This window comes from Kitasatospora sp. NPDC001175 (assembly GCF_053598215.1).
Map to the genome: position 1 here is coordinate 62,112 of NZ_JBSFJU010000004.1, position 23,680 is coordinate 85,791.

At 72.6% G+C, this 23,680-nt stretch carries 18 protein-coding genes and 1 pseudogene; 18 read left to right on the forward strand and 1 reads right to left on the reverse strand.

Translation table 11 applies throughout. The annotated features are described in order from the left end of the window. Positions 1–9: 9 nt before the first annotated feature. Genes ACWDAK_RS04670 through ACWDAK_RS04745 form a run of 16 tightly spaced genes read left to right on the forward strand, consistent with a single transcriptional unit; the run spans position 10 to position 17,924 of the window. Positions 10–384, forward strand: coding sequence for a cupin domain-containing protein (locus ACWDAK_RS04670; protein WP_427393084.1), 375 nt, complete (start codon positions 10–12; stop codon positions 382–384). After that, positions 381–1,682 (forward strand): aspartate aminotransferase family protein, encoded by a 1,302-nt coding sequence (locus ACWDAK_RS04675; RefSeq protein ID WP_427393085.1) that lies wholly within the window; start codon positions 381–383, stop codon positions 1,680–1,682. Before ACWDAK_RS04670 ends, ACWDAK_RS04675 begins: the two co-directional genes overlap by 4 nt. Continuing rightward, entirely contained in the window at positions 1,679–2,695 is a 1,017-nt protein-coding gene (locus ACWDAK_RS04680; RefSeq protein ID WP_344634448.1) for an ABC transporter ATP-binding protein, read from the forward strand. Before ACWDAK_RS04675 ends, ACWDAK_RS04680 begins: the two co-directional genes overlap by 4 nt. Then, positions 2,692–3,498, forward strand: coding sequence for an ABC transporter permease (locus tag ACWDAK_RS04685; RefSeq protein WP_344634447.1), 807 nt, complete (start codon positions 2,692–2,694; stop codon positions 3,496–3,498). The genes ACWDAK_RS04680 and ACWDAK_RS04685 overlap by 4 nt, the downstream gene beginning before the upstream one ends. After that, on the forward strand, positions 3,495–4,301 hold the full coding sequence (locus tag ACWDAK_RS04690; protein WP_344634446.1) for an ABC transporter permease: 807 nt from the start codon (positions 3,495–3,497) through the stop codon (positions 4,299–4,301). Before ACWDAK_RS04685 ends, ACWDAK_RS04690 begins: the two co-directional genes overlap by 4 nt. A 3-nt stretch (positions 4,302–4,304) precedes the next feature. Further along, complete coding sequence (locus ACWDAK_RS04695) at positions 4,305–5,777, forward strand: hypothetical protein (RefSeq protein WP_344634445.1); 1,473 nt, start codon at positions 4,305–4,307, stop codon at positions 5,775–5,777. A gap of 14 nt (positions 5,778–5,791) precedes the next feature. Further along, on the forward strand, positions 5,792–7,921 hold the full coding sequence (locus ACWDAK_RS04700) for a glycosyltransferase (RefSeq protein WP_427393086.1): 2,130 nt from the start codon (positions 5,792–5,794) through the stop codon (positions 7,919–7,921). Continuing rightward, entirely contained in the window at positions 7,914–9,056 is a 1,143-nt protein-coding gene (locus ACWDAK_RS04705) for a sugar phosphate nucleotidyltransferase (RefSeq protein ID WP_344634443.1), read from the forward strand. Before ACWDAK_RS04700 ends, ACWDAK_RS04705 begins: the two co-directional genes overlap by 8 nt. After that, entirely contained in the window at positions 9,049–10,074 is a 1,026-nt protein-coding gene (locus ACWDAK_RS04710) for an ROK family protein (protein WP_344634442.1), read from the forward strand. The genes ACWDAK_RS04705 and ACWDAK_RS04710 overlap by 8 nt, the downstream gene beginning before the upstream one ends. Continuing rightward, positions 10,071–10,985, forward strand: a complete 915-nt coding sequence (locus tag ACWDAK_RS04715; protein ID WP_344634441.1) for a sugar nucleotide-binding protein — start codon at positions 10,071–10,073, stop codon at positions 10,983–10,985. The genes ACWDAK_RS04710 and ACWDAK_RS04715 overlap by 4 nt, the downstream gene beginning before the upstream one ends. Further along, positions 10,982–11,527: an NUDIX hydrolase gene (locus tag ACWDAK_RS04720; RefSeq protein ID WP_344634440.1), complete on the forward strand. Its 546-nt coding sequence runs from the start codon at positions 10,982–10,984 to the stop codon at positions 11,525–11,527. Before ACWDAK_RS04715 ends, ACWDAK_RS04720 begins: the two co-directional genes overlap by 4 nt. Next, the gene (locus ACWDAK_RS04725) at positions 11,524–12,375 is read left to right on the forward strand and encodes an HAD family hydrolase (RefSeq protein WP_344634439.1); all 852 of its coding nucleotides are present in this window, start codon (positions 11,524–11,526) and stop codon (positions 12,373–12,375) included. Before ACWDAK_RS04720 ends, ACWDAK_RS04725 begins: the two co-directional genes overlap by 4 nt. Beyond that, the gene (malQ, locus tag ACWDAK_RS04730) at positions 12,359–14,455 is read left to right on the forward strand and encodes a 4-alpha-glucanotransferase (protein ID WP_344634438.1); all 2,097 of its coding nucleotides are present in this window, start codon (positions 12,359–12,361) and stop codon (positions 14,453–14,455) included. The genes ACWDAK_RS04725 and malQ overlap by 17 nt, the downstream gene beginning before the upstream one ends. Before the next feature lie 31 nt (positions 14,456–14,486). Further along, on the forward strand, positions 14,487–15,452 hold the full coding sequence (locus tag ACWDAK_RS04735) for an adenosine kinase (RefSeq protein ID WP_344634437.1): 966 nt from the start codon (positions 14,487–14,489) through the stop codon (positions 15,450–15,452). Continuing rightward, positions 15,449–15,787 carry a hypothetical protein gene (locus ACWDAK_RS04740; RefSeq protein ID WP_344634436.1) on the forward strand — a complete coding sequence of 113 codons (339 nt, stop codon included), beginning with the start codon at positions 15,449–15,451 and terminating at the stop codon, positions 15,785–15,787. Before ACWDAK_RS04735 ends, ACWDAK_RS04740 begins: the two co-directional genes overlap by 4 nt. Before the next feature lie 58 nt (positions 15,788–15,845). Next, complete coding sequence (locus tag ACWDAK_RS04745; protein WP_344634435.1) at positions 15,846–17,924, forward strand: radical SAM protein; 2,079 nt, start codon at positions 15,846–15,848, stop codon at positions 17,922–17,924. Positions 17,925–18,487: 563 nt separating this feature from the next. Here the strand turns inward: ACWDAK_RS04745 and ACWDAK_RS04750 are convergent. Then, positions 18,488–18,766 (reverse strand): annotated as a pseudogene (locus tag ACWDAK_RS04750) (histidine kinase); the annotation flags it as partial. 614 nt (positions 18,767–19,380) lie between these two features. On the opposite strand from ACWDAK_RS04750, the gene ACWDAK_RS04755 reads away from it, so the two are divergent. Further along, complete coding sequence (locus ACWDAK_RS04755; protein ID WP_427393087.1) at positions 19,381–20,628, forward strand: serine hydrolase domain-containing protein; 1,248 nt, start codon at positions 19,381–19,383, stop codon at positions 20,626–20,628. A 298-nt stretch (positions 20,629–20,926) separates the two neighbouring features. After that, positions 20,927–23,674, forward strand: a complete 2,748-nt coding sequence (lanL, locus tag ACWDAK_RS04760) for a class IV lanthionine synthetase LanL (RefSeq protein ID WP_427393088.1) — start codon at positions 20,927–20,929, stop codon at positions 23,672–23,674. The last annotated feature ends 6 nt before the right edge of the window (positions 23,675–23,680 follow it).

The window sequence follows — 23,680 nt, forward strand, 5'->3', positions numbered from 1 at the left end:
GCTCGCGATATGACGAACCATCAGATCACCAACCTGAACGAGGACTTGCTCCAATCGATCACCGGCGACCACGGCGGCGCCGGCACGATCCTCGCCCACCGGGTCTACCGTGCGGACGACGCACCGGCTCCCATCGCCTTCATCGACCTGGTGGTACTGCCCCCGCACACCTCCATCGGCCTGCACCGCCACGCCGACGACCGGGAGACCTATGTGATCCTCTCCGGCCGCGGCCGGATGACCCTGGACGGTTCGGAGTTCGAGGTTCGCGCCGGCGACGTGATACCCAACCGGCCGTACGGTGAGCACGGTCTCGCCAACGACACCGAAGCCGATCTCCAGCTGCTGGTCTTCGAGATCGGACCGCTGGACGGCGACCGGTGACCGGCCCCCGCCAGCTGGACCGGCTGGCCCGCGAGGCCGCCCACCTGGCTCCGGGTGCCTCGGAGGAGTCCGCGCTGGGCCGCCGGGTCTTCGTGGAAGGACGCGGCGCGGTGCTCACCGACCTGGACGGCAACCAGTACATCGACCTCGCGGCCGGCACCCTCACCCAGTCCCTCGGCCACTGCCACCCCGAGGTGGTCGGCGCACTCACCGAGCAGGCCGCCCGGCTGTGGAACGTCCACGACTCCGCCACCGCCGACCGCGCCGAACTCTGCGAACTGCTCGCCCGGCTGCTGCCCGAGGAGCTCGACACCTACGCGTTCTTCTCCACCGGCGCCGAGGTCGTCGAGGCCGCCCTGCGTGCCGTCCAGGCCGTCGCCGAGCCGGGACGCAACCGGATCGGGGCGCTGCGCCACGGCTTCCACGGCAAGACCCAGGGTGCCCGGATGCTGGTCCACTGGGACATCGGGCACCAGTCCCTCGCCGGAAACAGCATCCTCGGCTACTCGCCGTACTGCTACCGCTGCCCGCTCGGCCTGGAGTACCCCTCCTGCGGCGTTCGCTGCGCGACGCTGGTACGGCGGCACATCGCCGAGAAGCCCAATGTGTCGGCGCTGGTCTTCGAGCCTGTGCTGGGCGCGGCCGGCGTCATCGTTCCACCCCCCGGGTACTGGGAGCAGATCGCCGAGAGCTGCCGGGAGAACGGCGTCCTGCTGGTCGCCGACGAGGTGCTCACGGGCGGCGGACGGACGGGGACCTTCCTGGCCAGCGACCGGCTCGGCATCGAGCCGGACCTGGTGACCCTCTCCAAGGGCCTCGCCTCCGGCTTCCCGTTCGCCGCCCTGGCCGGCCGCTCCGCGGTGCTGCGCCACCCCGACGCGGCCAGGGCCGGCTCGACCGCGTCCACCTACTCCAACAACCCGCTGGGCATCGCCGCGGCGAAGGCGACGCTGGAAGTGGTGGCCCGGGACAGGCTGATCGGACAAGTGCGTGTCCTGGGCGCGCTGCTGGACGACCGGCTGGCCGAACTCCACTCCCGCTTCGAGGTGTTGGGCGAGGTGCGGGGCATCGGCCTGCTGCACGGGCTGGAGTTCGTCCGCGACCGGGCCACCCGCGAGCCGGCGCCCGAGATCGCCCGCGCGGTCTACCTCGCGGCCCTCGACCTGGGCCTGCGGGCCTCGATAGGCGGGCACATCATCCGGCTCGCCCCGCCGTTCACCATCGAGCCCGCGCTGCTGGAGGAGGGCATCGCCCTGCTCGCCCGCGCGCTGGAACGCGCCGTGGAGGCCGCCCGGTGATCGTCGCGGAGAACCTGGTCAAGGAGTTCAAGGTCCTCGAGCGCAGGCCCGGACTGCTCGGCAGCCTCGGCACGCTGTTCAGCCGGGAGTACCGCGTGGTGCGCGCGGTGGCCGGGGTCTCCTTCGAGCTTCCGGCCGGAGTCAAGGCCGCGTACATCGGAGCCAACGGCGCGGGGAAGTCCACCACCATCAAGATGCTGACCGGAATCATGCGTCCGACCTCGGGGCGTTGCCTGGTGAACGGCCTGGAGCCGTACCGGGAGCGGCGGCGCACCGCGGCCGGCATCGGTGTGGTGTTCGGCCAGCGCAGCCAGCTCTGGTGGGATCTGCCCGTTCCGGACTCCTTCCGGATCCTGCGCCGGATCCACGAGATCCCCGATCCGGTGTACCGGCGCAACATGGCGCGGTACCGCCAACTGCTCGATCTCGACGCGCTCGGCTCCACGCCGGTACGGCAGTTGAGCCTGGGGCAGCGGATGCGCGCCGAGGTGGCCGCGAGCCTGCTGCACGACCCGGCGGTGGTGTTCCTGGACGAGCCCACCGTCGGCCTCGACCTGGTGCTCAAAGAAGCCGTCCGGGAACTGGTCAACCAGGTCAACGCGGAACTCGGCACCACCGTCCTGCTCACCAGCCACGACATCGGCGACATCACCGCCATCTGCGACCAGGTGCTGGTGGTCAACCACGGCGAGGTGGTGCACCAGGGCACCATGCACGAACTGCTGCGCACGGCCGACACCCGGGCGGTGGTCTTCGAGTACCGGGACGGGCCCACTCCGGAACAGGCCGTCGCCCTGGTGGAGGACCGGCTCGACGGCGCGTCGGCCGGCCGGATCGACGGCGGGCGGATCAAGGTCGAGTACCCGGCCCGCCGCTGGTCCGTCCGGCAGGTGATGGGCTTCCTGCTGGAGCACTTCGACCTCACCGACTGCGTCGCCCCGGAACCGGACCTGGAGACGGTGCTCCGCCGGATCTACGCCCGCCGGGCGGGGACGCGGGAGGTGCCGGTATGACGGCCGCCACCCTGCGCCGGTACGCGCCGTTCGCCGTCGGCAGCCTGCAGAGCCTGCTCCGGTACCGGTCGATGTTCCTGATCAACGCTCTGACCGCGACCACCGCCGTAGGCGTGCAGGTCGCCCTCTGGCGCGCGGTGTACGCCGGCGGGGGCCTGCCCGGCGGCTACGACCTGCCGCGGCTCACCACGTACGTTCTGCTCGCCCAGGTGCTGGCGCTGTTCCAGTCCAACCGGGTGGACGAGGAGGTCGCCGGGGAGGTCCAGCGCGGCGACATCGCCGTCTCGCTGCTGCGTCCGGTCAGCTATCCGTTGGCCCGCTTCGCAGCCGGCCTGCCGGTGTCGCTGACCAACGCCACGCTGGTCGCCGTCCCCGTGGTGGTGCTGTACGCCCTGTCGCTGCCGCTCTCCGCTCCCAGCCCGGAGGGCGTGCTGCTCTTCGGTTGCTCCGCCGTCCTGTCCCTGGTGATCGGCTTCGGGGTGAACCTACTGGTCGGCCTCGCCGGTTTCGTCACCACCAACATCTGGGGAGTCCGCGTGGTCAAGGACAGCGTGGTGGCGTTCTTCGCCGGGCAGGTCGTGCCGCTGGCGCTGATGCCGGGCCCGCTGGCCGCGGTCGCGCGGGCGCTGCCCTTCCAGGGCATGGTCGACGGGCCGCTGCGGCTGCTCCTCGGCCGCTACCACGGGCCGCTGGGTGCCGCCGCGATCCTTGGCGTGCAACTGGCGTGGGCCGCGGCGCTGAGCGGCCTGGCCGCGCTCGCCTGGCGCGGGGCGGTGCGCCGGGTGGAGGTGCTCGGCGGATGAGGCCCGTTTCCACCACGGTCCGCTACGTCCGGCTGACCTGGCAGCTGAGCGCCGTCAGCGTGCACCGGCTGACGGAGTACCGGATGGACTTCCTGCTCGGCGCCGGCGGCCTGCTGCTGCGGGTGGTCTGCCAGGTCGCGGTGATCGGCATGGTCTTCCGGCAGGTCCCGGAGATCGCCGGCTGGCACTACGACCAGGTGCTGTTCCTGCTCGGGTTCTCGCTTCTGCCGCGTGGCCTGGACCGGATGTTCACCGACCAGCTGTGGATCCTGGCCCGCAAGCTCGTACAGAACGGCGAGTTCTTCCGCTACCTGATCCGGCCGGTGCACCCGCTGTTCTCGCTGCTGTCCGAGCGCTTCCTCTACCCGGACGGCTTCGGGGAGCTGCTCACCGGCGCCGGGCTGGTCTGGTACGCCGCCGGCCGGCTCACGCTCACTGCGGACACCACCCGACTCCTGGTGGCCCCGGTGCTGGTGCTGTGCGGCACCCTGATCCTCGCCTCGATCAAGACGCTGTTCGCCTCGCTCGCCTTCTGGACCACCAACAGCTTTCCGGCCCTGTACGCCGCGAACCAGCTGGGCGACTTCTCCGGCTACCCCCTCGACCTCTACCACCCGTCGCTGCGGTGGCTGCTGACCTGGCTGCTGCCCTACGCGTTCACCGCCTACGTCCCCGCCTCCTACCTGCTGTTCGGTCGCGCTCGGCCGCTGCCCTGGCTGTTCGCGGTGACCGCGGGCCTGGTGGCGCTCGCCCTGGCCGTCTGGCACCGGGGTGTGGACCGCTACGAGATGACCGGGAGCTGATCCTTGGAAACCCTGCTGTCGGACGACCTCGCGCCCGCCACGGCCGCCCTCCTGCGTGCGGCCCCCTGGCTGGACGAGACCAGCCGCCGCTCCGGGCGCTTCGAGGTGCTCGACCAGGCCGCCCTGGGCGGGATCCGGCTGCTGCTGGTCGGCGCCGGGGGCGACCCGGCAGCGTCGGCCGATGACTCCCGCTGGTTCGTCCCGGTCCTCGACGACGACCCGGGCCGGGCCGCGACCGGCGCTGCCGCCTTCGACCGGGCGGTGGTCGACGCGCTGCGCGAGGGACTGCGGCTGCCCACCCGGCACGGCAACGTGATCGAGTTCCACGGTGAACCCGCCCCTTACCGGGGCCAGCTGCCCTTCGAGCCGGGCTGGTGCTCCAACGCCCTGTCGCTGCTGGACCTCGGCGGTACGGCGCACGCCCACAAGACCTACCGCCGGGTCAGCGGCGGCACCCGCGAGCCCGAACTGCTGCGGCTGATGAGCGGCAGCGGCCGCACCCAGCAGCCCGTCGGCGACTACAGCTACGTGGACACCGCCACCGGGCGGCGCGAACCCCTTGGTGTGGTCTACCGCTACGCCGAGGGCGAGGGCCTCAACGTCCCGCTGAGCGCGGGGATCCGCTCGCTGTGGCCGCTGGTGCACGCGGGCGCCGACCCGGAGGCCGCGGTCACCGCGTCCCAGCAGGCCCTGGTCGCGCCGCTGCGTGCGACCGGGAGGTTCCTGCGCGACTTCCACCGGGATCTCGCCGAACGCCTCGGCTCGTACCCGGAGTTCCCCGCCGCCGGGTGGCTCGCCGAGACCGCCGAGCGGCTGGCGGCACTGACCCCGTTGATCCGCGCCGACGCGCGCTTCCCCGTTCCGGTGCGCGAGGCCGCCGTCCGCGGCCTCGACGCCGAGTTCGGCCGCATCGCGGAGCTGCCACCGCGGCCGTGGCCGAGCGGCCCGTGCCATGGCGACCTGCACCTGTCGCACCTGGTGCGCCGGGAGCGTTCGGACACCTCCTGGGAGTTGTGCGTCATCGACCTGTCCACGGGGCGGTCGGACCCGGCCGATCCCGGCACCGCCCAGTCGCCCTGGCAGGACCTGGCCGCCCTCCGTCGCGGCGTCGAGATCTTCACCGCGGACGAGTTCGCCGACCACGCCGCGCAGACCCTCGGCATGGACCCCGAGGACACCTGCCGCACCGCCCTGCTCCAGGCGGCCGGTGTCAGGCCGGACACCCCCGGCTGGACGGCGGAGCGCCTGGCCGCACTGGAGCGGCTGCGCCGCGCCGCCGGCCGGTGGGCCGTGCGGGTCGGCGACCTGCTCGTCGGCCGCGACCCGGATCTCGGCGGGCACCCGGCGTGGCGGCTGTTCCGGCTACGCCGACTGCTGCACGAACTCGACTACGCCTACGCCCACGACCGCGCCTACCACGCCGCGATCAACCTGCGGCACGCCGTCGAGGCCGGCGGCCTCCCGGCCGCCCGATGAAGGAGCGACATCCCGTGCACGTCATCGAGACCTACTTCGAGTGCGGGGGCTTCGACCACCGCTTCCTGCAGGGCGGCATCTCCGTCTACCTGTGGAACCTGTCCAAGGCGCTCGCCGGACAGGGCCACCGCGTCTCCGTCGTCACCCCCGCCCACGGCCGCCTCGACGACCTCCGCGCCTCCTACGACCTGGAGACCCTCGACTACGAGGACAGCTACGAGCTGCCGCTGGTGCTCGACCCGGCCACCTGGGCCGCCTTCCCGCCCGAGGTCGGCATCCCGCTGACCACCACCGCCCACCGGCTGCGCCTGGACGGTGTGGACCTGTACTTCCTGTCCAACCGCCTGCTGGACGAACTGCCCGACCGCTTCTACCCGCCCTACCACACCAAGGGCAGCGACCTGGTCTTCTTCAAGCCGCTCGGCTACCAGGTGGACACCGTGCGGTTCGTCCGCCGGTACTTCGCCGACGAGAAGGCGCTGATCCACGCACACGAGCCGTACTACCACTACCTGCTCCCCGCGGCCTTCCGCGACGACCCGTCCAAGCTGGTCGTCGGGACGGTGCAGAGCAACATGCCGATCACCAAGAAGGTCTACCGGCCCAAGGTCGAGCGGTTGTTGCGGTTTCTGGACGCCCAGGTCACGCTGCCCGCCGAGGACGAGGCGCCGGATCGGTCGTGCAGCGAGCACGAGACCGTCCTGAGCGCCTATCAGCAGCGCACGCATCTGCACTACGAGTACGGCCCCGGGCACGTGCGGATCTACGACCTCGTCGCCGACCACGCCGATCTGCTCGACTTCCTGTCGCCGGGGCACCTGGCGTTCTACACGGACTTCGCGGACACCCCCTTCGAACGGCCCTTCACGCGACTCCCGGTGCGCGAGACGGTGGCCCGCAACGCTCACAAAAGCTTCGTCGGCGGCTGCGCCATCGGCTCCCGTTGGACCGACGCGGCACGGCCCGCCGCGGACCGGGCGGCGGTCCTCGGCGGGCTCGGGCTCGACCCCGACCTGCCGACCTTCTTCCACAACGCCCGCTACGCGGTGAACCACAAGGGGCAGGTCGAGCTGTTCCGGGCGGTGGACCGGGTCCTCGACGAGGGGCTTGCCGCCAACTTCGTGCTGCGCTGCATCAGCGACGGCGGGATCGACGACCCGTACCTGCGCGAGGTCGTCGAACGCCACAGGGGTCGCATCCACCTGGAGTGCGAGCGGGTCGAGGAGCAGCGGATCCTGGAGTACGCGGCATCCTCCGACTTCTGCCTGTTCCCCTCGAAGTTCGAAATGGACACGTTCCTCATCGCCCAGGGTGAGGCCATGTCCGTCGGCGCCGTGCCCATCGCCACCGCCCAGTTGGGCATGGCCCACTTCGGGCACGTCGCCGACCCCCTGGACGGCCCCTTCGCGGCGCGGGCCACCGGCTTCGCCGTCAACCGTTCCTTCGCGGAGGACGACGCGCTCCTCGTCGACGCCCTCGCCGCGCGCATCCGCCAGGCCGCCGCCCTGCTGCGCGAGCGCCCCGAGGAGTACCGCCGGCTCCGGGCCAACGCCATCGCCACGGCAAGGGAGTTCACCTGGGAGCAGGTCGCCCGGCTCCACCTGGAGGCATTCACCCCGCTGTGGGAGGAACGCCGCCCCGAGCCGGACGCGGACCTGCTGCTGCGGCACGGCTGGTTCGACCTGCTGCCGGCCGAGGCCTACCGCACCCGTCCGGACGCCATCGCCGAGGCCGCCGCCAGGTTCGGCGACGCCGACGCCTACCGGCGCTGCCGTGAGCTCGACCCGACCGCGGCGCACGCCCTGTTCGAAGCGGCCTGGCTACGCGCCGACTTCGATCGCTGCGCGGCCGCCGCCGAGGCCGACCCTTCGCTGCGCGCCCGCCTGTCCGGGCGCCGCACCGTGGCGGACGGCCGGATCGTCTACCGCCTGCCCCACGCGGAACGCGTCGAGGTCGTCACCCTCGCCCCGCCCGGTCCCGGCCGCCGGGAGGTCTCCGTACGCCCGCTGGAGCGCACGGCGCCCGGCGTGTTCGCCGGTGTCCTCGGCGGTGAACGCGAACACATCCACCCTGGAGGGGAGTTGACCCTGCTGCTGACCCTGGCCGACGGTCGCTCCGCCTGGGACGTGGTGCGCCATGACTGACGGGGTGCGCGCCGCGCTGCTGGCCGGCGGCGAGGGCCGCCGCATGGGTGCGCTCGGCTCGGGTCGGCTCAAGCCGCTGGTCCCGTTCGGCGGCTCCTGCCGGCTCATCGACTTCTCGCTCGCCAACGCCGAGGCCTCCGGCTTCGGCGAGGTGCTGCTGCTGTCCCAGTACGAGGAACGGCAGTTGATGGACGACCTGTACCGCACCTGGTGGCGGCCCGGTTTCCGGGTCCACTTCGGGCCCTACGACCGGGCCTATCGTGCCGGCGAGGGCTACCAGGCCCCGGACCGGACCACGCCGCCGGAGCGGGGTACCGCGGACGCGCTGATCCGCAAGGCCCCGTACCTGTTCGGTCCGGGCACCTCCGAGGTCCTGGTGCTGCACGCGGACCACGTCTACCGCTTCGACTACCGGCCGCTGATCGCCGCCCACCGCCGTTCCGGCGCCGCGCTCACCCTCGCCTACCAGCGGATCGAGCGGCGCTACGTCCACCTGTTCGGCATGGTCGAGTTCGACACCGCGGGCCGGCTCACCTCCTTCGTCGAGAAGCCCGCCGAGCCGACCAGCGACCTGGTCTTCGCCGCGTTCTGCGTCTTCGACGCGGCCCGGCTGCACCACTACCTGGAACGCCTGGACGGCACCGACTGGCAACACGACATCAGCAGGGACGTCATCCCGGCCATGCTCGCCGGCGGCGAGCCGATCCTCGGCCACGAGGTTCGCGGGCACTGGGAGGACATCGGTACTGTCGAGCGGTACCACCGGGCCCACCTGGCGCTGCTGGATCACGATCCGACCATGACGGTCGATCAACTACCGTGTACCGTACGGTCCGCGATGGCGCGCCGACTGGTCACCGCGGGCCCCGGACTGACCCGCAGCCTGGTCGCGGCCGACCTGGCCAACGACGGACTCGTCGAGCACAGCGTCGCCTTCCCGGGCGCCCGCGTCGGGGCCGGGGCGCGGGTGCGCCGAAGCGTGCTGCTGCCCGGCGCCGCCGTCCCGGCCGGGGCCGAGATCGACGGCGCGATCGTTCTGGAGGACGGCACCGTGCAGCAGGTAGCACCCCCGCAGCCTGCCGGGGCAGTCCGGACCGCAGTGGTCCTGCCCGCCCTGGGAGGCCTCCGTGGCTGACGCTTACACGGTCGTCGACGTGGGTGGCACCACCCTGCGCACCGCCCGCTACGAGCCTGCGACAGACGCCCTGACCGACATCCGCCGCATCCCGACCGAGGGCTTGGCCCGCCATCCCGGCGCCCCGGTGCCGCTACTGCAGGCCAAGGTGGCGCGGCAGCTGGCCGACCTGACCGCGGAGGCCGTGGCGAGGCACGGCAGTCACGCGCTCGGCGTCGCCTTCGCCGGACCGGTCACCGCCGACGGGCGCGTGCTGACCGCGCCCACCATCTGGGGCGAGCGCGGCGGGCCGCTCCCGCTGCGGGTGCCGCTGGAGGAGCGGCTCGGGCTCCCCGTGGTCGTCGTCAACGACCTGACGGCCGCCGTGTGGCGCTACGTCAAAGGCCCGGACGAGGCCCCGTTCTGTCTGATCACGGTGAGCTCGGGCATCGGCAGCAAGGTGTACCGGGCGGGCGAGGTGCTGCTGGACGCCGAGGGCCACGGCGGCGAGCTCGGCCACTGGACGTGTGATCCCTCCCCGCATGCGCCGCTGTGCGACTGCGGTCGGCGCGGCCACCTCGGCGCGATCGCCTCCGGCCGCGGCATGCTGGCCGCCGCGCGCCGCGCCGCCCACGCCGATCCGGAGGGCTACGCCCGCTCAGTGCTCGCACGCACGACCCCGGATCCGGACCGACTGGACAACCCGGCCCTGGTGGCGGCGGTCCGCGCTGAGGACACGTTCGCCACGGCGGTGCTGCGGGGCGGCCTGGCCCACCTCGCCTGCGCCATCACCTCGGTGTTCACCTCGATCGGCGTGCGCCGGTACATCCTGATGGGCGGCTTCGCTCTCGCCGTGGGCCCCCGGTACACCGCACTGCTCACCGAGGAGTTGGAACGCCTCGGCTGCTTCGGCCTCGATCCGGCGGGGATCCGCAGGATGGCCGTGCTCGGGGCGCCCGACGACGACCACGGCCTGATCGGCGCCGGACGGCTACTGGCGGCGCGGGGCGCCACGCACCGGGTGGTGACGGCCGCGTGACCTCCACCGTGCCCCGCACCGACGGGGCGACCACGCTGATCGTCGGCAGCGGCTTCGTCGGCCGCGCGGTGGCCGCCCGGGTGGCCCGTGACGGCGGCCACGCCGTGCTGGCCTCCCGCCGCCCGCCCGACCGGGTGGGTGCGCCGTGGATGTGCCTGGACGCCTCCGACCCGGCCGCCTGCGCCCGCGTCGTGGACCGGGTCCGGCCCGACCGGCTGGTCCTGGTCCACGGGCCCTCCGACGTCACCTGGTGCGAGGCCAACCCGGAGCGCGCCGAAGAGCTGCACACCGCTGCTGCGGCCCACCTCACGGCCGCCGCGGCCGGCCGCCGCCTCGTCCTGGTCTCCACCGACAACGTCTTCGACGGCTCCCGCCCCGACAATGACGAGTCCGCCGACCCCGCTCCCGCCAACGCGTACGGGCGGGCCAAGCTGGCCGCCGAGCGGATCGTCCGCGCCGCCCCGGACACCACGGTGCTGCGGGTGAGCCTGGTCTACGGCTGGGAGCCGGCCGACTCGGCGAAGTGGCTTAACTTCTTCGCCGCCTGCGCCCATCGGCTCCGCTCGGGGGAGACCGTCGAAGCCCCGTACGACCAGTGGACGACCCCGGTCCTGGTGGACGACGTCGCGGCGGTGACCGCCGCCGCCCTGGCACCGGGTGCGCCCGCGCTGCTCCACCTCGGCGGTCCCGACCGGGTGTCCCGCGCCGCCTGGGCCGAGGCGATCGCCGACGCTCTGGGCGTGCCGCGCACCCGTGTGCTCCGGGTGCCCCGGGCCGGCGGCCGGTACGCGAGCCGCCCCGCCCACACCTGTCTGACCAGTTCCCTCCTGGACGACTTCCTCCTGCGGCACGGGCTGCGGGTGCGCGGCGTCGCCGAGGGGGCCCGCGAGCTGCTGGAGGCCCGACCGTGATCCGCACCGTCCGCTCCCGTGAGGTCTACCGCAACGCGTGGATGACCGTCCGCGAGGACGACGTCCTGGGCCCCGACGGCGGCCCGGGCCTGTACGGAGTCGTCGACAAGCCCGACTACGCACTGGTGATCCCCCGTCAGGGAGACGGCAGCGTGCACCTGGTGGAGCAGTACCGCTACCCGGTCGGCGGACGCTACTGGGAGTTCCCCCAGGGCTCCTGGCCCGTCGGCCACCGGGGCGCCGCGCCGCTCGACCTGGCCCGCGCCGAGCTGCGCGAGGAGACCGGACTCCGGGCCGCCCGGATGACCTACCTCGGTCGGCTGCACGTCGCCTACGGCTACTCCAGCCAGGGCTGCCACGTCTTCCTCGCCGAGGAGCTGACCCAGGGCGCGCCCGAACGGGAGGCCACCGAGGCCGACATGTGCCAGCGCCGGGCCGACCCGCAGGAGTGGCGCGAGCTGGTCCGCTCCGGCCGGATCACCGACGCGGCGACGCTCGCCGCACACACCCTGCTGATGCTGCACCAGCCGGAGGGGCGATGACCGCGCCACCCCGCTTCACCGTCGTCGCCACCGATCTGGACGGCACCCTGCTCCGCGACGACCTGACGGTTTCCGTCCGCACTCGCACCGCGCTCGCCCGGGCACAGGCGTACGGCGCCCGCCACCTGGTCGTCACCGGCCGCCCGGCCGGCAACCTCCGCAGTCTTCTGGCGTCCCTGGGCTACGGGGGCCTGGCCGTGTGCGGCCAGGGCGCGCAGCTGTACGACGCCACCGCGGACCGGCTGCTGTCCACGGCCCGCCTGGACCGGCCCACCGTACGGGCGCTGGTCGACCGGATCGCCGAGGCCGCCGGACCACTGGAGTTCGGCGTGGTCACCGCGGGCCTGACCGGGGAGTTCCTGGTCACCAGCGCCTTCGGCGAGCGGGTCCGGCACGGGTGGCGCCTGGTGTGCGACCCAGAGGAGCTGTGGGCGCAGCCGGTGGAGAAGGTGCTGATCCGCGGCCGCCGGACGGACGACGACCGGCTGGCCGCGTTGGCCGCGCGGATCTGCGCCGGCCGGGTCGCGGTCACCCACTCCGGGGAGGGCATGGTCGAGCTGTTGCCCGCCGGAGTCAGCAAGGCCAACGGGCTGGCCGCAGCCGCCCGTCTGCTCGGCTTCTCCGCCGCCGACACCGTCGCGTTCGGCGACATGCCCAACGACATCCCGATGCTCGACTGGGCCGGGCACGGCGTCGCCATGGGCAACGCCCACCCGGACGTGCTCCACCGTGCCGACGAGATCGCCCCCACCAATGGGGAGGACGGCGTTGCCGCGGTCCTGGAGCGACTCTTCCCACCCGCCCATCACCACACAGAACCGGGCCGCACCCATGCCCCGCTCCGCTGACATCAACCGCGACCTGGCCGAGCTGGCCCGCCTCCACGGTGTGGCGACCCGCTACACCACCGACCTGGGCCGGCCGGTCGACATCTCGCCCGACACCCTGCGCGCCGTGCTCGCCGCCCTCGGCGCCGACACGAGCAGCTCCGCCGGCATCCGCGAAGCCCTCGCCGAGCGCCAGGAGGCATCGGCCCACCGACTGCTGCCGCCCACCGTGGTGCTGCGCGCGGGCCGTCCGCCGACCGGCCTGGCCACCCCGCCCGGGGCCGAGCTGTGGATCGAGACCGAGCAGGGCACCCGCCACGGGATCGGCGCCCTCGGCAAGGAGCTGGTTGACCTCCCCGTCGGCCGCCACGTCCTGCACGCCGAACGCGACGGCCGGGCCGAGGCCGTTCTGCTGCTGGTCGCCCCGGAACGCCTGGCAGGGCCGGGGCGCCGCCACTGGGGCTTTCTGGTGCAGCTGTACTCGCTGCTCTCGCACCGCTCGTGGGGTTTGGGCGACCTCGGCGACCTGGCCGAACTCGCCTCCTGGGCGGGCGGGCTGGGCGCAGGGTTCGTCCTGCTCAACCCGCTGCACGCCTACGCGCCGGGGCCGCTGCCCGACCCCTCCCCGTACCGGCCGAGCAGCAGGCGCCACCCCGACCCGATGAACCTGCGCGTCGAGGCCGTCGCCGGGTTCGCCGAGCTGACCGGCGACGACCGCGTGCGGGCCGACCGACTGCTCGCGCGGGCACGGGAGTCGAACCAGCGGGTGCGGGCGGGCGCACTGATCGACCGGGAGGCCGCCTGGTCCCTGAAGCTCCAGGCACTGGAGCTGGCGCACCGGGTCCCGCTCGCTCCCGCCCGGGAGCAGGCGTACCGGCGCTATGCCGAGGCCGGCGGTCCCGGGCTGGACGACTTCGCGCTGTGGTGCGCGCTCGCCGAGGTGTACGGCCCGCGTTGGCGCTCCTGGCCTGACGGGCTGCGCACTCCCGACGGCACCGGGATCGCGGCTGCCCGGGCCGCGCTCGGCGACCGGGTCGCCTTCCACCGGTGGTTGGCCTGGCAGGTCGACGAGCAACTCGACCGGGCGCAGTCCGCCGCGACGGAGGCGGGCATGGCGATCGGGCTGATGCACGACCTCGCGGTGGGCGTGGACCCGGAGGGCGCGGACGCCTGGTGCTTCCAGCCGTACCTCGCCGGCGGGATGACGGTCGGGTGCCCGCCCGACGACTTCAACCGCAGCGGGCAGGACTGGGGGCTGCCACCCTGGCGCCCCGACACCCTGGCCGCGTCCGGCTACGCGCCGTTCGCCGAGGTGGTGCGGGCGACCCTTCGGCGGTCCGGCGCCCTGCGCCTGGACCATGTGATGGGCCTGTTCCGGCTCTGGTGGATCCCCGAGGGCGCCCCGGCCGACCAGGGCACCTACGTCCGCTACGACCACGAGGCGCTGCTGGGCGTGCTCGCCCTGGAAGCGCACCGGGCCGGGAGCATCGTCATCGGCGAGGACCTGGGCACCGTCGAGCCCGGGGTGCGCGAGGAGTTGACCGACCGAGGCATCCTCGGTACCTCGGTCCTGCGGTTCGAGTACGCGGGCGGCTCGGAGGAGCGCTCCGGGCCGTTGCCGGCCGAGGAGTGGCGCGCGGACTGCCTCGCCACGCTGACCACCCACGACCTGCCCAGTACGGCCGCCTGGCTGGACGGCGAGCACGTTCGGCTGCACCAGCGGCTGGGCCTGCTCACCCAGCCGGTGGACCAGGCCGAGGCCGCAGCGGCCACCGAACGCGACGGCTGGCTGGCGGAGTTGGGACGGTGCGGGCTGATCGGACCGGACCGCCCGGCGGAGGAGACGGAAGCCGGGGCCGTCCCGAGCCGCGAGACGCTGGCCCTGCACCGCTTCCTCGCCCGGACCCCGGCGAAACTCCTCGGCGTCTGGCTCCCGGACACCGTGGGCGACCGGCGCCCGCAGAACCTGCCCGGCACCTCCCACGAGTACCCCAACTGGCGGCTCCCCGTGGCCGATCCGCAGGGAAACACGTTGACGCTGGAGGACGTGCGTGCCCACCCGGGCCCGAGGGCGGTCGCCGAGCTCTACCGCGACCTCTGACACCATCCGCAGCCGAGAGGAATCCCATCCCATGAGTACCAAGACCGACATCCTCGTACTGGGCGGCGCCGGCGTGGACACCATCGTCCACGTCCCCGAGCTGCCGCTCCCGTACGCCGACAGCTACATGATCAACCCGGGCATCGTGACCCGCGCAGGGCAGAGCGGCGACTTCGTGGCCCTCGGCGTGACAGCCCTCGGCCTGCGCACCCACCACATCGACCTGCTCGGCGACGACCCCGAAGGCGACCTGGTCCGTGCGTTCCACCGCGACCTGGGCATCCCGCTCACCGAGGTGCCCTCGGTCCAGGGCACCAAGCGAGCGGTCAACCTGGTCGGCCCCGACGGGCGGCGGCTCTCGCTGTACGACAACACCCGTTCCCAGGAGAGCGACCGCCTCCCGGACGCCACGGTGCGCGCCCTGGCCGCGGCCAGCCGGCACGCCCACGTGGTGATCACCTACCCGTGCGCCCTGGCGCTGCCCGCCCTGCGCGAGGCCGGCGTCACCATCTCCACCGACCTCCACAACTGGGACGGTGTCAACCCGTACCACGAGCCCTTCGCGCTTGCCGCGGACCTCGTCTTCCTGTCCACCACCGCCCTCGCCGACCCAGAGCGCACCATGCGCGACATCGCGGCGCGCGGCCGGGCTCGGATCGTCGTGGCCACCGCCGGTGCGGAGGGCGCGTACCTGCTGGCCGACGGGGAGCTGACGCACGTCCCCGCGGTCACCCCGCCCGCCCCGGTGGTGGACACCAACGGCGCCGGCGACGCATTCGCCTCCGGCTTCCTGCTCGGCTGGCTCGCCGGCGAGAACGTGTACCGCTGCGCGCTGTACGGCGCGGTGGCCGGAGCGTACGCGTGCACGGTGCCGTCGACCCGCGCCGATGCCATCGGCCGCGACGACCTGCTGGCTCGGGCCACCGATCCGGTGCTGACCTCGGACCCGGCGGTGGGGACCGCCCGGAAGGCCGCGTCCGCCGAGAGCGGCGCATGACGTACACGGCGGCGGATGGGCTCCGGTCCGGCTACGACGTGGTGACACCCGGTGGGGGCGTAGCCGGCCGCGTGCCGGCCTCCCGGCTGAGCGAGGACCCGGCACGGACCGTCCGCCTCGTGAAGGCCGGGCCCGACCACGGGCCTGAGCAGGAGGCATGGCCGCGTCCGCCGTCGGACGCCCGTGCCCTGCCGCGCGCCGGTGTCCGGCAGCGAGGCGCCGAGGTCCACCGCATCCGCGCCCGAGTCGTGGGCGGCTCCTCCCGCGTCAACGGGTTCCGGCACGCGAAGTGGTACGCCCTCTGGACCGCCGCACGGGGCGCCCCACCGCCCTGACCGGCCCGGTGCCACCCCTTCCGCCCCCGCCGCCCCTACCGTCGGAGAACCCACACCCGTGACCGCGCGCATCACTCCCGCGACCGCCGCCCCCCAGACCGATCCCCAGAGCCGGCTCCAGTCGGCCCGTTTCTACATCACCTTCCGCTGCAACTCGCTCTGCGGCTACTGCAATGTCTGGCAGGACGACAAGTTCAAGGGCTACCAGGAGCTCACCCTGGAACGGGCCTGCCAGATCCTGGACGAGCTGTACGAACTCGGCGTCCGCTACGTCGACTTCACCGGCGGCGAGCCGGTGCTGCACCCGCACATCAACGGGATCGTGCAGTACGCCAAGTCGCTCGGCATGACGGTGGAGATCACCAGCAACGGCATCCGCTTCGCCAAGCACATCGACGCGATCGTGCCGTACGTCGACACCATGAACGTCTCCCTGGACACCCTCCGTCCCGACCGCTACCGTCAGATCCGCGGCGTTCCGACCCTGGACCGGGCGCTCGACGTGATCCAGCGGGTGATCGCCGCCGGCTCCGGCAACCTCAAGCTGATCTGCGTGGTCACCCGCGAGAACGTGGACGAGATACCGGACCTGCTGCGCTTCGCCCAGGAGAACCGGATCACCGTCTACTTCTCCGGGATGTTCGACTACTTCGACGAGCAGGACACCGTCCGCGACACCAACCGCACGGCCCGCAAGCTCAAGCTGATCGAGCAGAACGGCAAGCCGCTCGTGGCCCCGGCCGGACGGGCCGGGCGGATGAACGAGTCGGAGCCGACCACCGACCTGGTCGCCGCCGAACTCATCCGGCTGCTCTACCAGCCGTTCGCGCTGATCAACCTGCACTTCCGCAAGTACGGGGAGAACCTTGACCCCACCGCCCCGACCGACTGCTACGCCAACAAGCGGATCCTGACCGTAGGCCCGGACGGGCGGTTGGTGCTGCCCTGCTACCACGCTTTCGACAACTCGGTGGAATGGAACCGCCCACTGCGCGAACTGGTGCAGGAGCCGGAGTTCCTGCGCGTTCGCGACGAGGAGGTCGGGCACCGCACAGAGTGCCGCAGCTGCACCGTCTTCCCTTACATCGGGCTCTCGTTCAGCTACCGGTTCGACAAGGTCTTCCTCTATCAGGCGATCTCCGAGGAGATCGCCAAGGTGAAGACCCGCTTCGTCGATCCGCTCTCGCCCCAACCAGCTCTGGACCACGACGCGTTGCAGGCCGGCTACGCGGAGCTGGAAAAGCTGATCGACAACGGGCTGCCCACCCCCCTGCCGCCCCTCAGCTCCGATCACTTCTACCGCTTCGAGGCCACCGGTACCGGCGTCGCCACCGAGTTCACCACCGGGGAGCTCAGCCTGGCCGAACTGCTGGGTGACCACGCGCAAGCGGAGTGCTGGGGGATCCAGCGATCCCCGCACACCTGGATGCGGCTGGTGTACCGGGACCTGGTCCCCGCGCTCAAGGAGCTCGCCGACGCCGGCATGCTCCCGCAGGAGGCCTACGAGACCCTGGTCGGCGAACTCTACGAGGTCCAACTCGCCTGGTGGCAGGGGTACCTCGCGCGCTATTACCGCGGCTGCGAGGACGCCGACACGCACGGGGCCCAGCAGGTGCTCGCCCGCTTCCTCGAGCGCACGACGGCCCTGCTGCCCGACGTCCCCCGCGCCACACGGGTACGCGAGGTACTGCTGCACGCCGGCTGCGTCCTGGGCCTGGCACCCGAACAGCTGGCCCCGCTGGCCGTGCACGGCTCCTTCCCCGAGGCCGGCCTGGTCGCCAAACACCTGCTCCTCACTGCCAGGTACTCCGACCTGTCGAAGTACGCGGAGCTGCTCCCAGCGCAGGCCGCACAGCCGCTGCGCCTTGTCGTGGAGGAGCCGGATGACGCGGAGGACGCGGCCGGGCACGGGCACCTGGATGCCGAGACCGCGCGACTGCTCGGTTACCAGGACCGGGGTGGTGCGGTCGATCAGGCCACCGCCGAAAGGCTGGTCAAGGCCGTCCTCGCGCTCGCCCCGGAGCAGCGCGCCGGGTTCGCCGAACGTCTGCTCGCGCACGAGCTGTGCGACCCACAGGCGTTGCGCCGGCGCGGCGTACACCTGCGGGAGCGTGCGGTCACGAGAGAGACCTGCTGACGGGGGCAAGGGGTCGCAGGTTCGAACCCTGTCGTCCCGATCAGCGTTTCCGTGAGCAGACCGGCCGTTTCCGCAGTGATGCGGAAGCGGCCGGTCTGCTCGCGTGCTCCCGGAACCGCGCCGACGGCCGGCCCCGCCGTTGGGCGACGCATGTCGATCCGCCATGCGGCGACCCAGTGGCATGGCACCTCCGCGACGACCGTCGTCGGGCCGCCATCGGGACTGGTGACCCGCAGCCGGCCGTCGACCGCGTGCACCCGGTCGTCCAGGCCCTGCAGTCCGTGTCCCTTGCCCAACACCGCGCCGCCCACTCCGTCGTCCGTCACCCAGCCCCGCAAGCTTCCCCCAGTGTGGCGCATCCCGATCGTGCACCGGCGGGCGTGGCTGTGCTTGGCCACATTGGTCAGGGCCTCGGCGACCACGAAATACGCGGCCGTCTCGACAGCGGCGTCCGGCCGCCCGTTCACGGGGCCGGCATCGAGCTCGACGGGGACGACGCAGCGCGCGGCCAGGGCGGAGAGCGCCGCCCGCAGTCCTCGGTCGGCGAGGATCGGCGGGGCGATGCCGCGCGACAGGGCCCGTAACTCCTCCAGCGCCTCCTGCGCCTGGACGATCGCGTCGGCGAGCGCCTCCCGGACGACCTCCGGCCTGCTGTCGAACTGATGCCGGGCGCGGCCCAGTTCCATCGCCAGACGGACCAGCCGCTGCCGGGGCCCGTCGTGAATATCGCGTTCGAGCCGACGCAGGGCCACAGCCTCGGCCGTCACCGCGGCAACGGCCTGCGCACGGGCGGTGTCCCGCTCCTTCTCAAGCCCGCTGATCCTGCGGTGCAACGCGGACATGTCGGACAACAGCGCCTGTCCAAGCCCGGCCTGGGCGGCGACGCACGCCCGGGTCACCAGCGGCAGGGTGAACAGCAGCAACAGACCGAGTACAGCGACTCAACGAGCGTGCGACGCCCCACGCGGACGGCGAACCCGGCACTCTGCCGCCACCGGCCTGCAACCGCGGAGGGTAACGACTCAGCCATGCCCCCAGCATAATCTCGCCCGCTCCGGACCGGCCGATCCGGTTCACGATCCGAGCAGCAGCCGACCGGGACGCGGACAGCCTCTGAAACACCGTCATATGGGCGGGCCCGCAATGCTGGACGAGCACACCGCGATTCGCGGACGGGTACCGGGCTTTCGCCGAGCCGGCCCGACCGCGCCGGTCCATCGGCCCAAGCCGGAGCAGGGCCTGGGCACCTGGCTCCGTGGCGTGTCGGCCTGGCCGGGCAAGTGCTTCCGGAGATCGGCGAGCCGATCGGCAGGCAGTCGTCAACCCTCGTTGTTATGAGGGTGGTTACCTACGGAGTCAGCCCCCGGGAATGGTCCTGCCGCAGGACTCGCCAGGGCCGCCACGGCCGTCAGCCTGGCTGAGGACCAAGGGGGTCTCCAGCCAAGGAGGACGGGAAATGACACATCGGCGGATCAGCGCCACGGCCTTACGGCTTGCCTCGGGCCTGCTCGTGGGGGCCACCGTGCTCTCGTTCGCTCCGATTGCGGAGGCTGCCCCGGGGCGGCCGCTGGCGGTGAGCGCGGCTCGTCAGGATGCCGCCGCGCTGCAGCAGGACCTTCGGGCGCTGGTGGCCGATGGCGGGGCGACGGGCGCGCTCGCCGAGCTCCGGGAGGACGGCCGGCCGGTGTGGCGGGGGAGTGCTGGCGTGGCCGACCTCGGCGCCGGGCGGCCCGTTCCGGTGCAGGGCCGGTTCCGGATCGGCAGCGTGACGAAGACCTTCGTGGCCACCGTGGTCCTCCAGCTGCGCGCGGAAGGTCGGGTGAACCTGGACGACTCCATCGAGTCGTACCTGCCGGGTGTGGTCCCGGGAGGCGGTGCGATCACGGTCCGTCAGGTGCTCAGCCACACCGCCGGGATCTTCAACTACACCGAGGACCCCACCGCCGTCCCCCAGGACGAGTCGGGCTGGCTGGCCTACCTGGCCACCGGCCGGTGGGAGACCAGGCGGCCGGAGGACCTGGTCCGCACGGCCGTGGGTCACCCGCCGTACTTCGCGCCGGGCCAGGGCTGGCACTACTCGAACACCGACTACATCCTGGCCGGGATGCTGATCGAGTACGTCACCGGGCGGCCCTGGGCCGAGGAAGTGCGCGAACGGATCCTCGATCCGCTGGGCCTGCACCACTCCTCCTTCCCGGAGACCGACACCGAGGTGCCGGGCCCGCACGCCCACGGCTACCTCCAGCTCTCCACCGGTCCGGCCGACATCACGGAGTTCAATCCGTCCTGGGCCGGCTCGGCCGGCGACGGCATCTCCACCGCGGACGACCTGGCCCGGTTCAACGCGGCACTGCTCGGTGGTGAGCTGCTGCGGCCGGCGGAACTGGCCGAGATGAAGACCATCTCACCGGCAGCCGCGCCCGGTGAGTACGGCCTGGGCCTGCAGAAGTTCTCCGTCGGCTGCGGCGACCTCTGGGGCCACTCCGGCAGCGTCCCCGGCTACGAGACCCTGGTCGTGGGCGATCCCTCCGGACACCGGCAGCTGGTCATCTCCGTAACCCCCTACGACCAGTCGAAGGCCGGCGCGCTCGCGTCGGCCGGTGCCAAGCTGCTCGACCAGGCCGCCTGTGGCCGCTCAACCGGCTCTGCACGACCGGCCCTTGGATCGACCACCTGGGATGTCGCCGGTATCGGGCAGCGGTGAAAGACCGACCGGCAACAGACGCCGGCCAGTCGTAGCGGACCGCTCCCTGGCGAGCGACCGAGAGCGTGGGCCCGGTCTTCGACGGCGTCCGGCAACGGTGAAAGGCGTGCCGGAACGCGCGTTACGCGAAGGCATCAAGGCCGGTCCCTGACCAGGGCGTCTTCGCAACGTGGCTGACGAGACGTCGGTGATCCGAAGGATTTCCTCAGGCGACCATAAGGACGTCCGAACGAGCGTCCCTATCGTCTTCGGTGTGGCGGCTCGAAAGCCGCGCGACGGTGGCCATGGGAGGTAGTTCGTGGGTGGTCTGACGGATGCATCGGGGGCCGGAGGGGACATCGCCGCGCCGGATGCCTTCCTCCTCGAAGACCTCGTCCGGGCCGCGGCTGTTCGCTCGGGGGCGGATGAGTGGCGGATGCGGGCCGACCGGTTCTGGTTCCGTCTGGAGCCGCCCAAGCATGTCGGTCGTCGGCAGGGGTGGAAGCTCCATGTGTCCGCGACGCCGTTGTCCGCGGCGGTCGTGCTCGCGCGAACCGCGCCGGTTCTGTTCGAGCGAGGCTGCTCGTTCAAGTTCGCGCGCAGCCTCGAGCAGGTGTCCCACCTGGTCTCCACTCGGTGCGACAGGGGCAGCGGTGGGAAGTTCCTGACCGCCTATCCCGACGACGACGAACACTTCCGTGAAGTGGCTCAGCTGCTGGACCGGGCGACCACGGGCCTCCCCGGCCCGGCGGTGCTCTCGGACCGGCCCTACCGGCCGGGCAGCCAGGTGTACTACCGGTACGGGGCGTTCCTCGGCCTGCGCCGGCTGAGCAATGACGGTTCGTACGAGGCCGTGTTGGAGGCCCCGGACGGCTCGCCGGTCAGGGACAGCCGTCGTGCCTGGTTCTCGCCGCCCGCGTGGGCGCCCTCGCCCTTCCCCGAGGGCGTCGCCGCTCCGGCCGCGCCGCAACGGCCCGACGTGGTTCTGCTCAACGGACGTTACGCGGTGCGGCGAGCGCTCCAGCATGCGAACAAGGGCGGGGTCTACCTGGCGGAGGACCGACTCGGCACCGACCAGGTGGTCGTCAAGCAGGCGCGGCCGCACGTCGGTTCGTCGCTCACCGGCGCGGACGTCCGGGACGCTCTGCGCAATGAGGCCCGGGTGCTCGACCTGCTTCAGGACGACGGGATCGCGCCGCGCAGGCTTGAGCTGTTCGAGAAGAGCGGCAGTCTCTTCCTGGTCGAGGAGTTCCTCGACGGTCAGAACCTCGATTCCTGGGTGCGCCATCGGCTGCTCCCGCGCACCGATCACGGCCTGGACCTGGCGCGGGCCCGGGAGATGTCGCTGCGACTGGTCGCGTTGGTAGAGGCCGTCCACGCCCGCGGGTTGGTGCTGCGCGACCTCAAGCCGGGCAATCTGATCGTGTCCCCGGACGGAGCGGTACGGCTGATCGACCTGGAGCACGTCTGCGTGCCCGGGGAGGCGGTTTCGAACGCCTACACGGTCGGCTACGCGCCCCCGGAGCAGATCACCGCCGGGCGCTTCGGCCCGGCACTCGGCCCTCGTGCCGACCTGTACGCCCTCGGAGCGACCCTGTACTTCCTGGTGTCGGGTGTCCCCCCGCTGCTGCCGCAGGACGAGGCGCAGGACGGCGACCCGGCGCGGTCGGCCGATGCCCGGCTGCGCGCGCTGACGACGGCGATGAGCCGCCGCAACACCGCGCTGCGGACCCTGGCCGAGCCCATTCTCGGATTGCTGGCGGAGGACCCGGAGCAGCGGTGGGACCTCGGCCGGGTCCGACGGTTCCTGGAGCGGCCGGGCCCGGCTCCCGTTCCCGTCACGGCCGCCGCTGCGCCACCGCGCGATGCGCTCGACCGCGCCCTCCGCGACGGTCTCGACCATCTGGTGGCGACCGCGCGTTACGAGGACCCGGAACAACTGTGGGACTCCAGCGAGTTCGGCGCGGGCACCGACCGGTGCAGTGTGCAGCACGGTGCTGCCGGGGTGCTGGCGGTGCTCACCCGAGCGGCTGCCGAGGAGGAACGGCTGCGGGAACCGGTGCGCCGGACTGCCGAGTGGCTTCGCGTCAAGGTGCGACAACTCCCCAGGCTGTTGCCAGGGTTGTACTTCGGCTCGGCCGGGACGGCCGTGGCGCTGTTCGAGGCCGGGCGCCTGCTCGGCGACGAGGAGATGGCCGCCGAAGCGCTCGACCTGGCGGCCGCCATCCCCCTGGACTGGCCGAATCCGGATGTCTGCCACGGCCTGGCCGGCGCCGGCCTCGCGCAGCTTCAGCTCTGGCAGGCGACCGGCGACACCCGGTTCGAGGACGGTGTCCGCAGGTGTGCGGATCAGCTGGTGGAGTGCGCCGAGCCGAGCGGGCAAGGGGTGTTCTGGAGCATCCCGCGGACCTTCGACTCCGCGCTCGCCGGGCTGAGTCACTACGGCTTCGGCCACGGGGTCGCGGGGGTCGGTGCTTTCCTGCTGGCCGCCGGGTTGGAGACGGGTGATCAGTCCTGTCTTCGGCTGGCCCGCGCTGCCGGGGAGACCCTTCTCGCGGCGGCGGGTCCTGACGACGGGTGCGTCACCTGGCCTTCGGAGCGCGGCAAGGCACTCGACCCGGTCCAGCCGATGGCCCTGCACTGGTGCAGCGGGGTGTCCGGGATCGGCACGTTCCTGGTCCGCCTGTGGTCCGCCACCGGGGAGGAGCGGTTCGCGGTGCCGGCCGAGCAGGCGGGCACGACGGTGCGGTACACCCGGTGGCAGGCGTCCCCGGCCGCGTGCCATGGACTGGCCGGAAACGGCGAGTTGCTGCTGGACCTGGCAGAGGCCTTCCCGGATCGGGGACACCGCGCGGGCGCCGAGGAGATCGCCGAGGCGATCCTGGTCCGCGACGTCCTGCGCGATGGCCGAAGGGTGTGGCCGGACGACACCCAGCGGGAGGTCATCGCCGATTACGGTACCGGGCTGGCGGGTGTGCTGGGCTTCCTGCTGCGGCTGCGCGACTTTGGCCCACGGCTCTGGCTGCCCGCCTTCCGGGCACCGGCCGAAGCGGGGGCCGCCCGATGAGTACGG

Coding starts and splice junctions, on each gene's coding strand:
- malQ (WP_344634438.1), top strand. CDS start 12,359: ATGCCCCGCTCCGCTGACATCAACCGCGACCTGGCCGAGCTGGCCCGC.
- ACWDAK_RS04690 (WP_344634446.1), top strand. CDS start 3,495: ATGAGGCCCGTTTCCACCACGGTCCGCTACGTCCGGCTGACCTGGCAG.
- ACWDAK_RS04740 (WP_344634436.1), top strand. CDS start 15,449: ATGACGTACACGGCGGCGGATGGGCTCCGGTCCGGCTACGACGTGGTG.
- ACWDAK_RS04685 (WP_344634447.1), top strand. CDS start 2,692: ATGACGGCCGCCACCCTGCGCCGGTACGCGCCGTTCGCCGTCGGCAGC.
- ACWDAK_RS04755 (WP_427393087.1), top strand. CDS start 19,381: ATGACACATCGGCGGATCAGCGCCACGGCCTTACGGCTTGCCTCGGGC.
- ACWDAK_RS04725 (WP_344634439.1), top strand. CDS start 11,524: ATGACCGCGCCACCCCGCTTCACCGTCGTCGCCACCGATCTGGACGGC.
- ACWDAK_RS04670 (WP_427393084.1), top strand. CDS start 10: ATGACGAACCATCAGATCACCAACCTGAACGAGGACTTGCTCCAATCG.
- ACWDAK_RS04735 (WP_344634437.1), top strand. CDS start 14,487: ATGAGTACCAAGACCGACATCCTCGTACTGGGCGGCGCCGGCGTGGAC.
- ACWDAK_RS04705 (WP_344634443.1), top strand. CDS start 7,914: ATGACTGACGGGGTGCGCGCCGCGCTGCTGGCCGGCGGCGAGGGCCGC.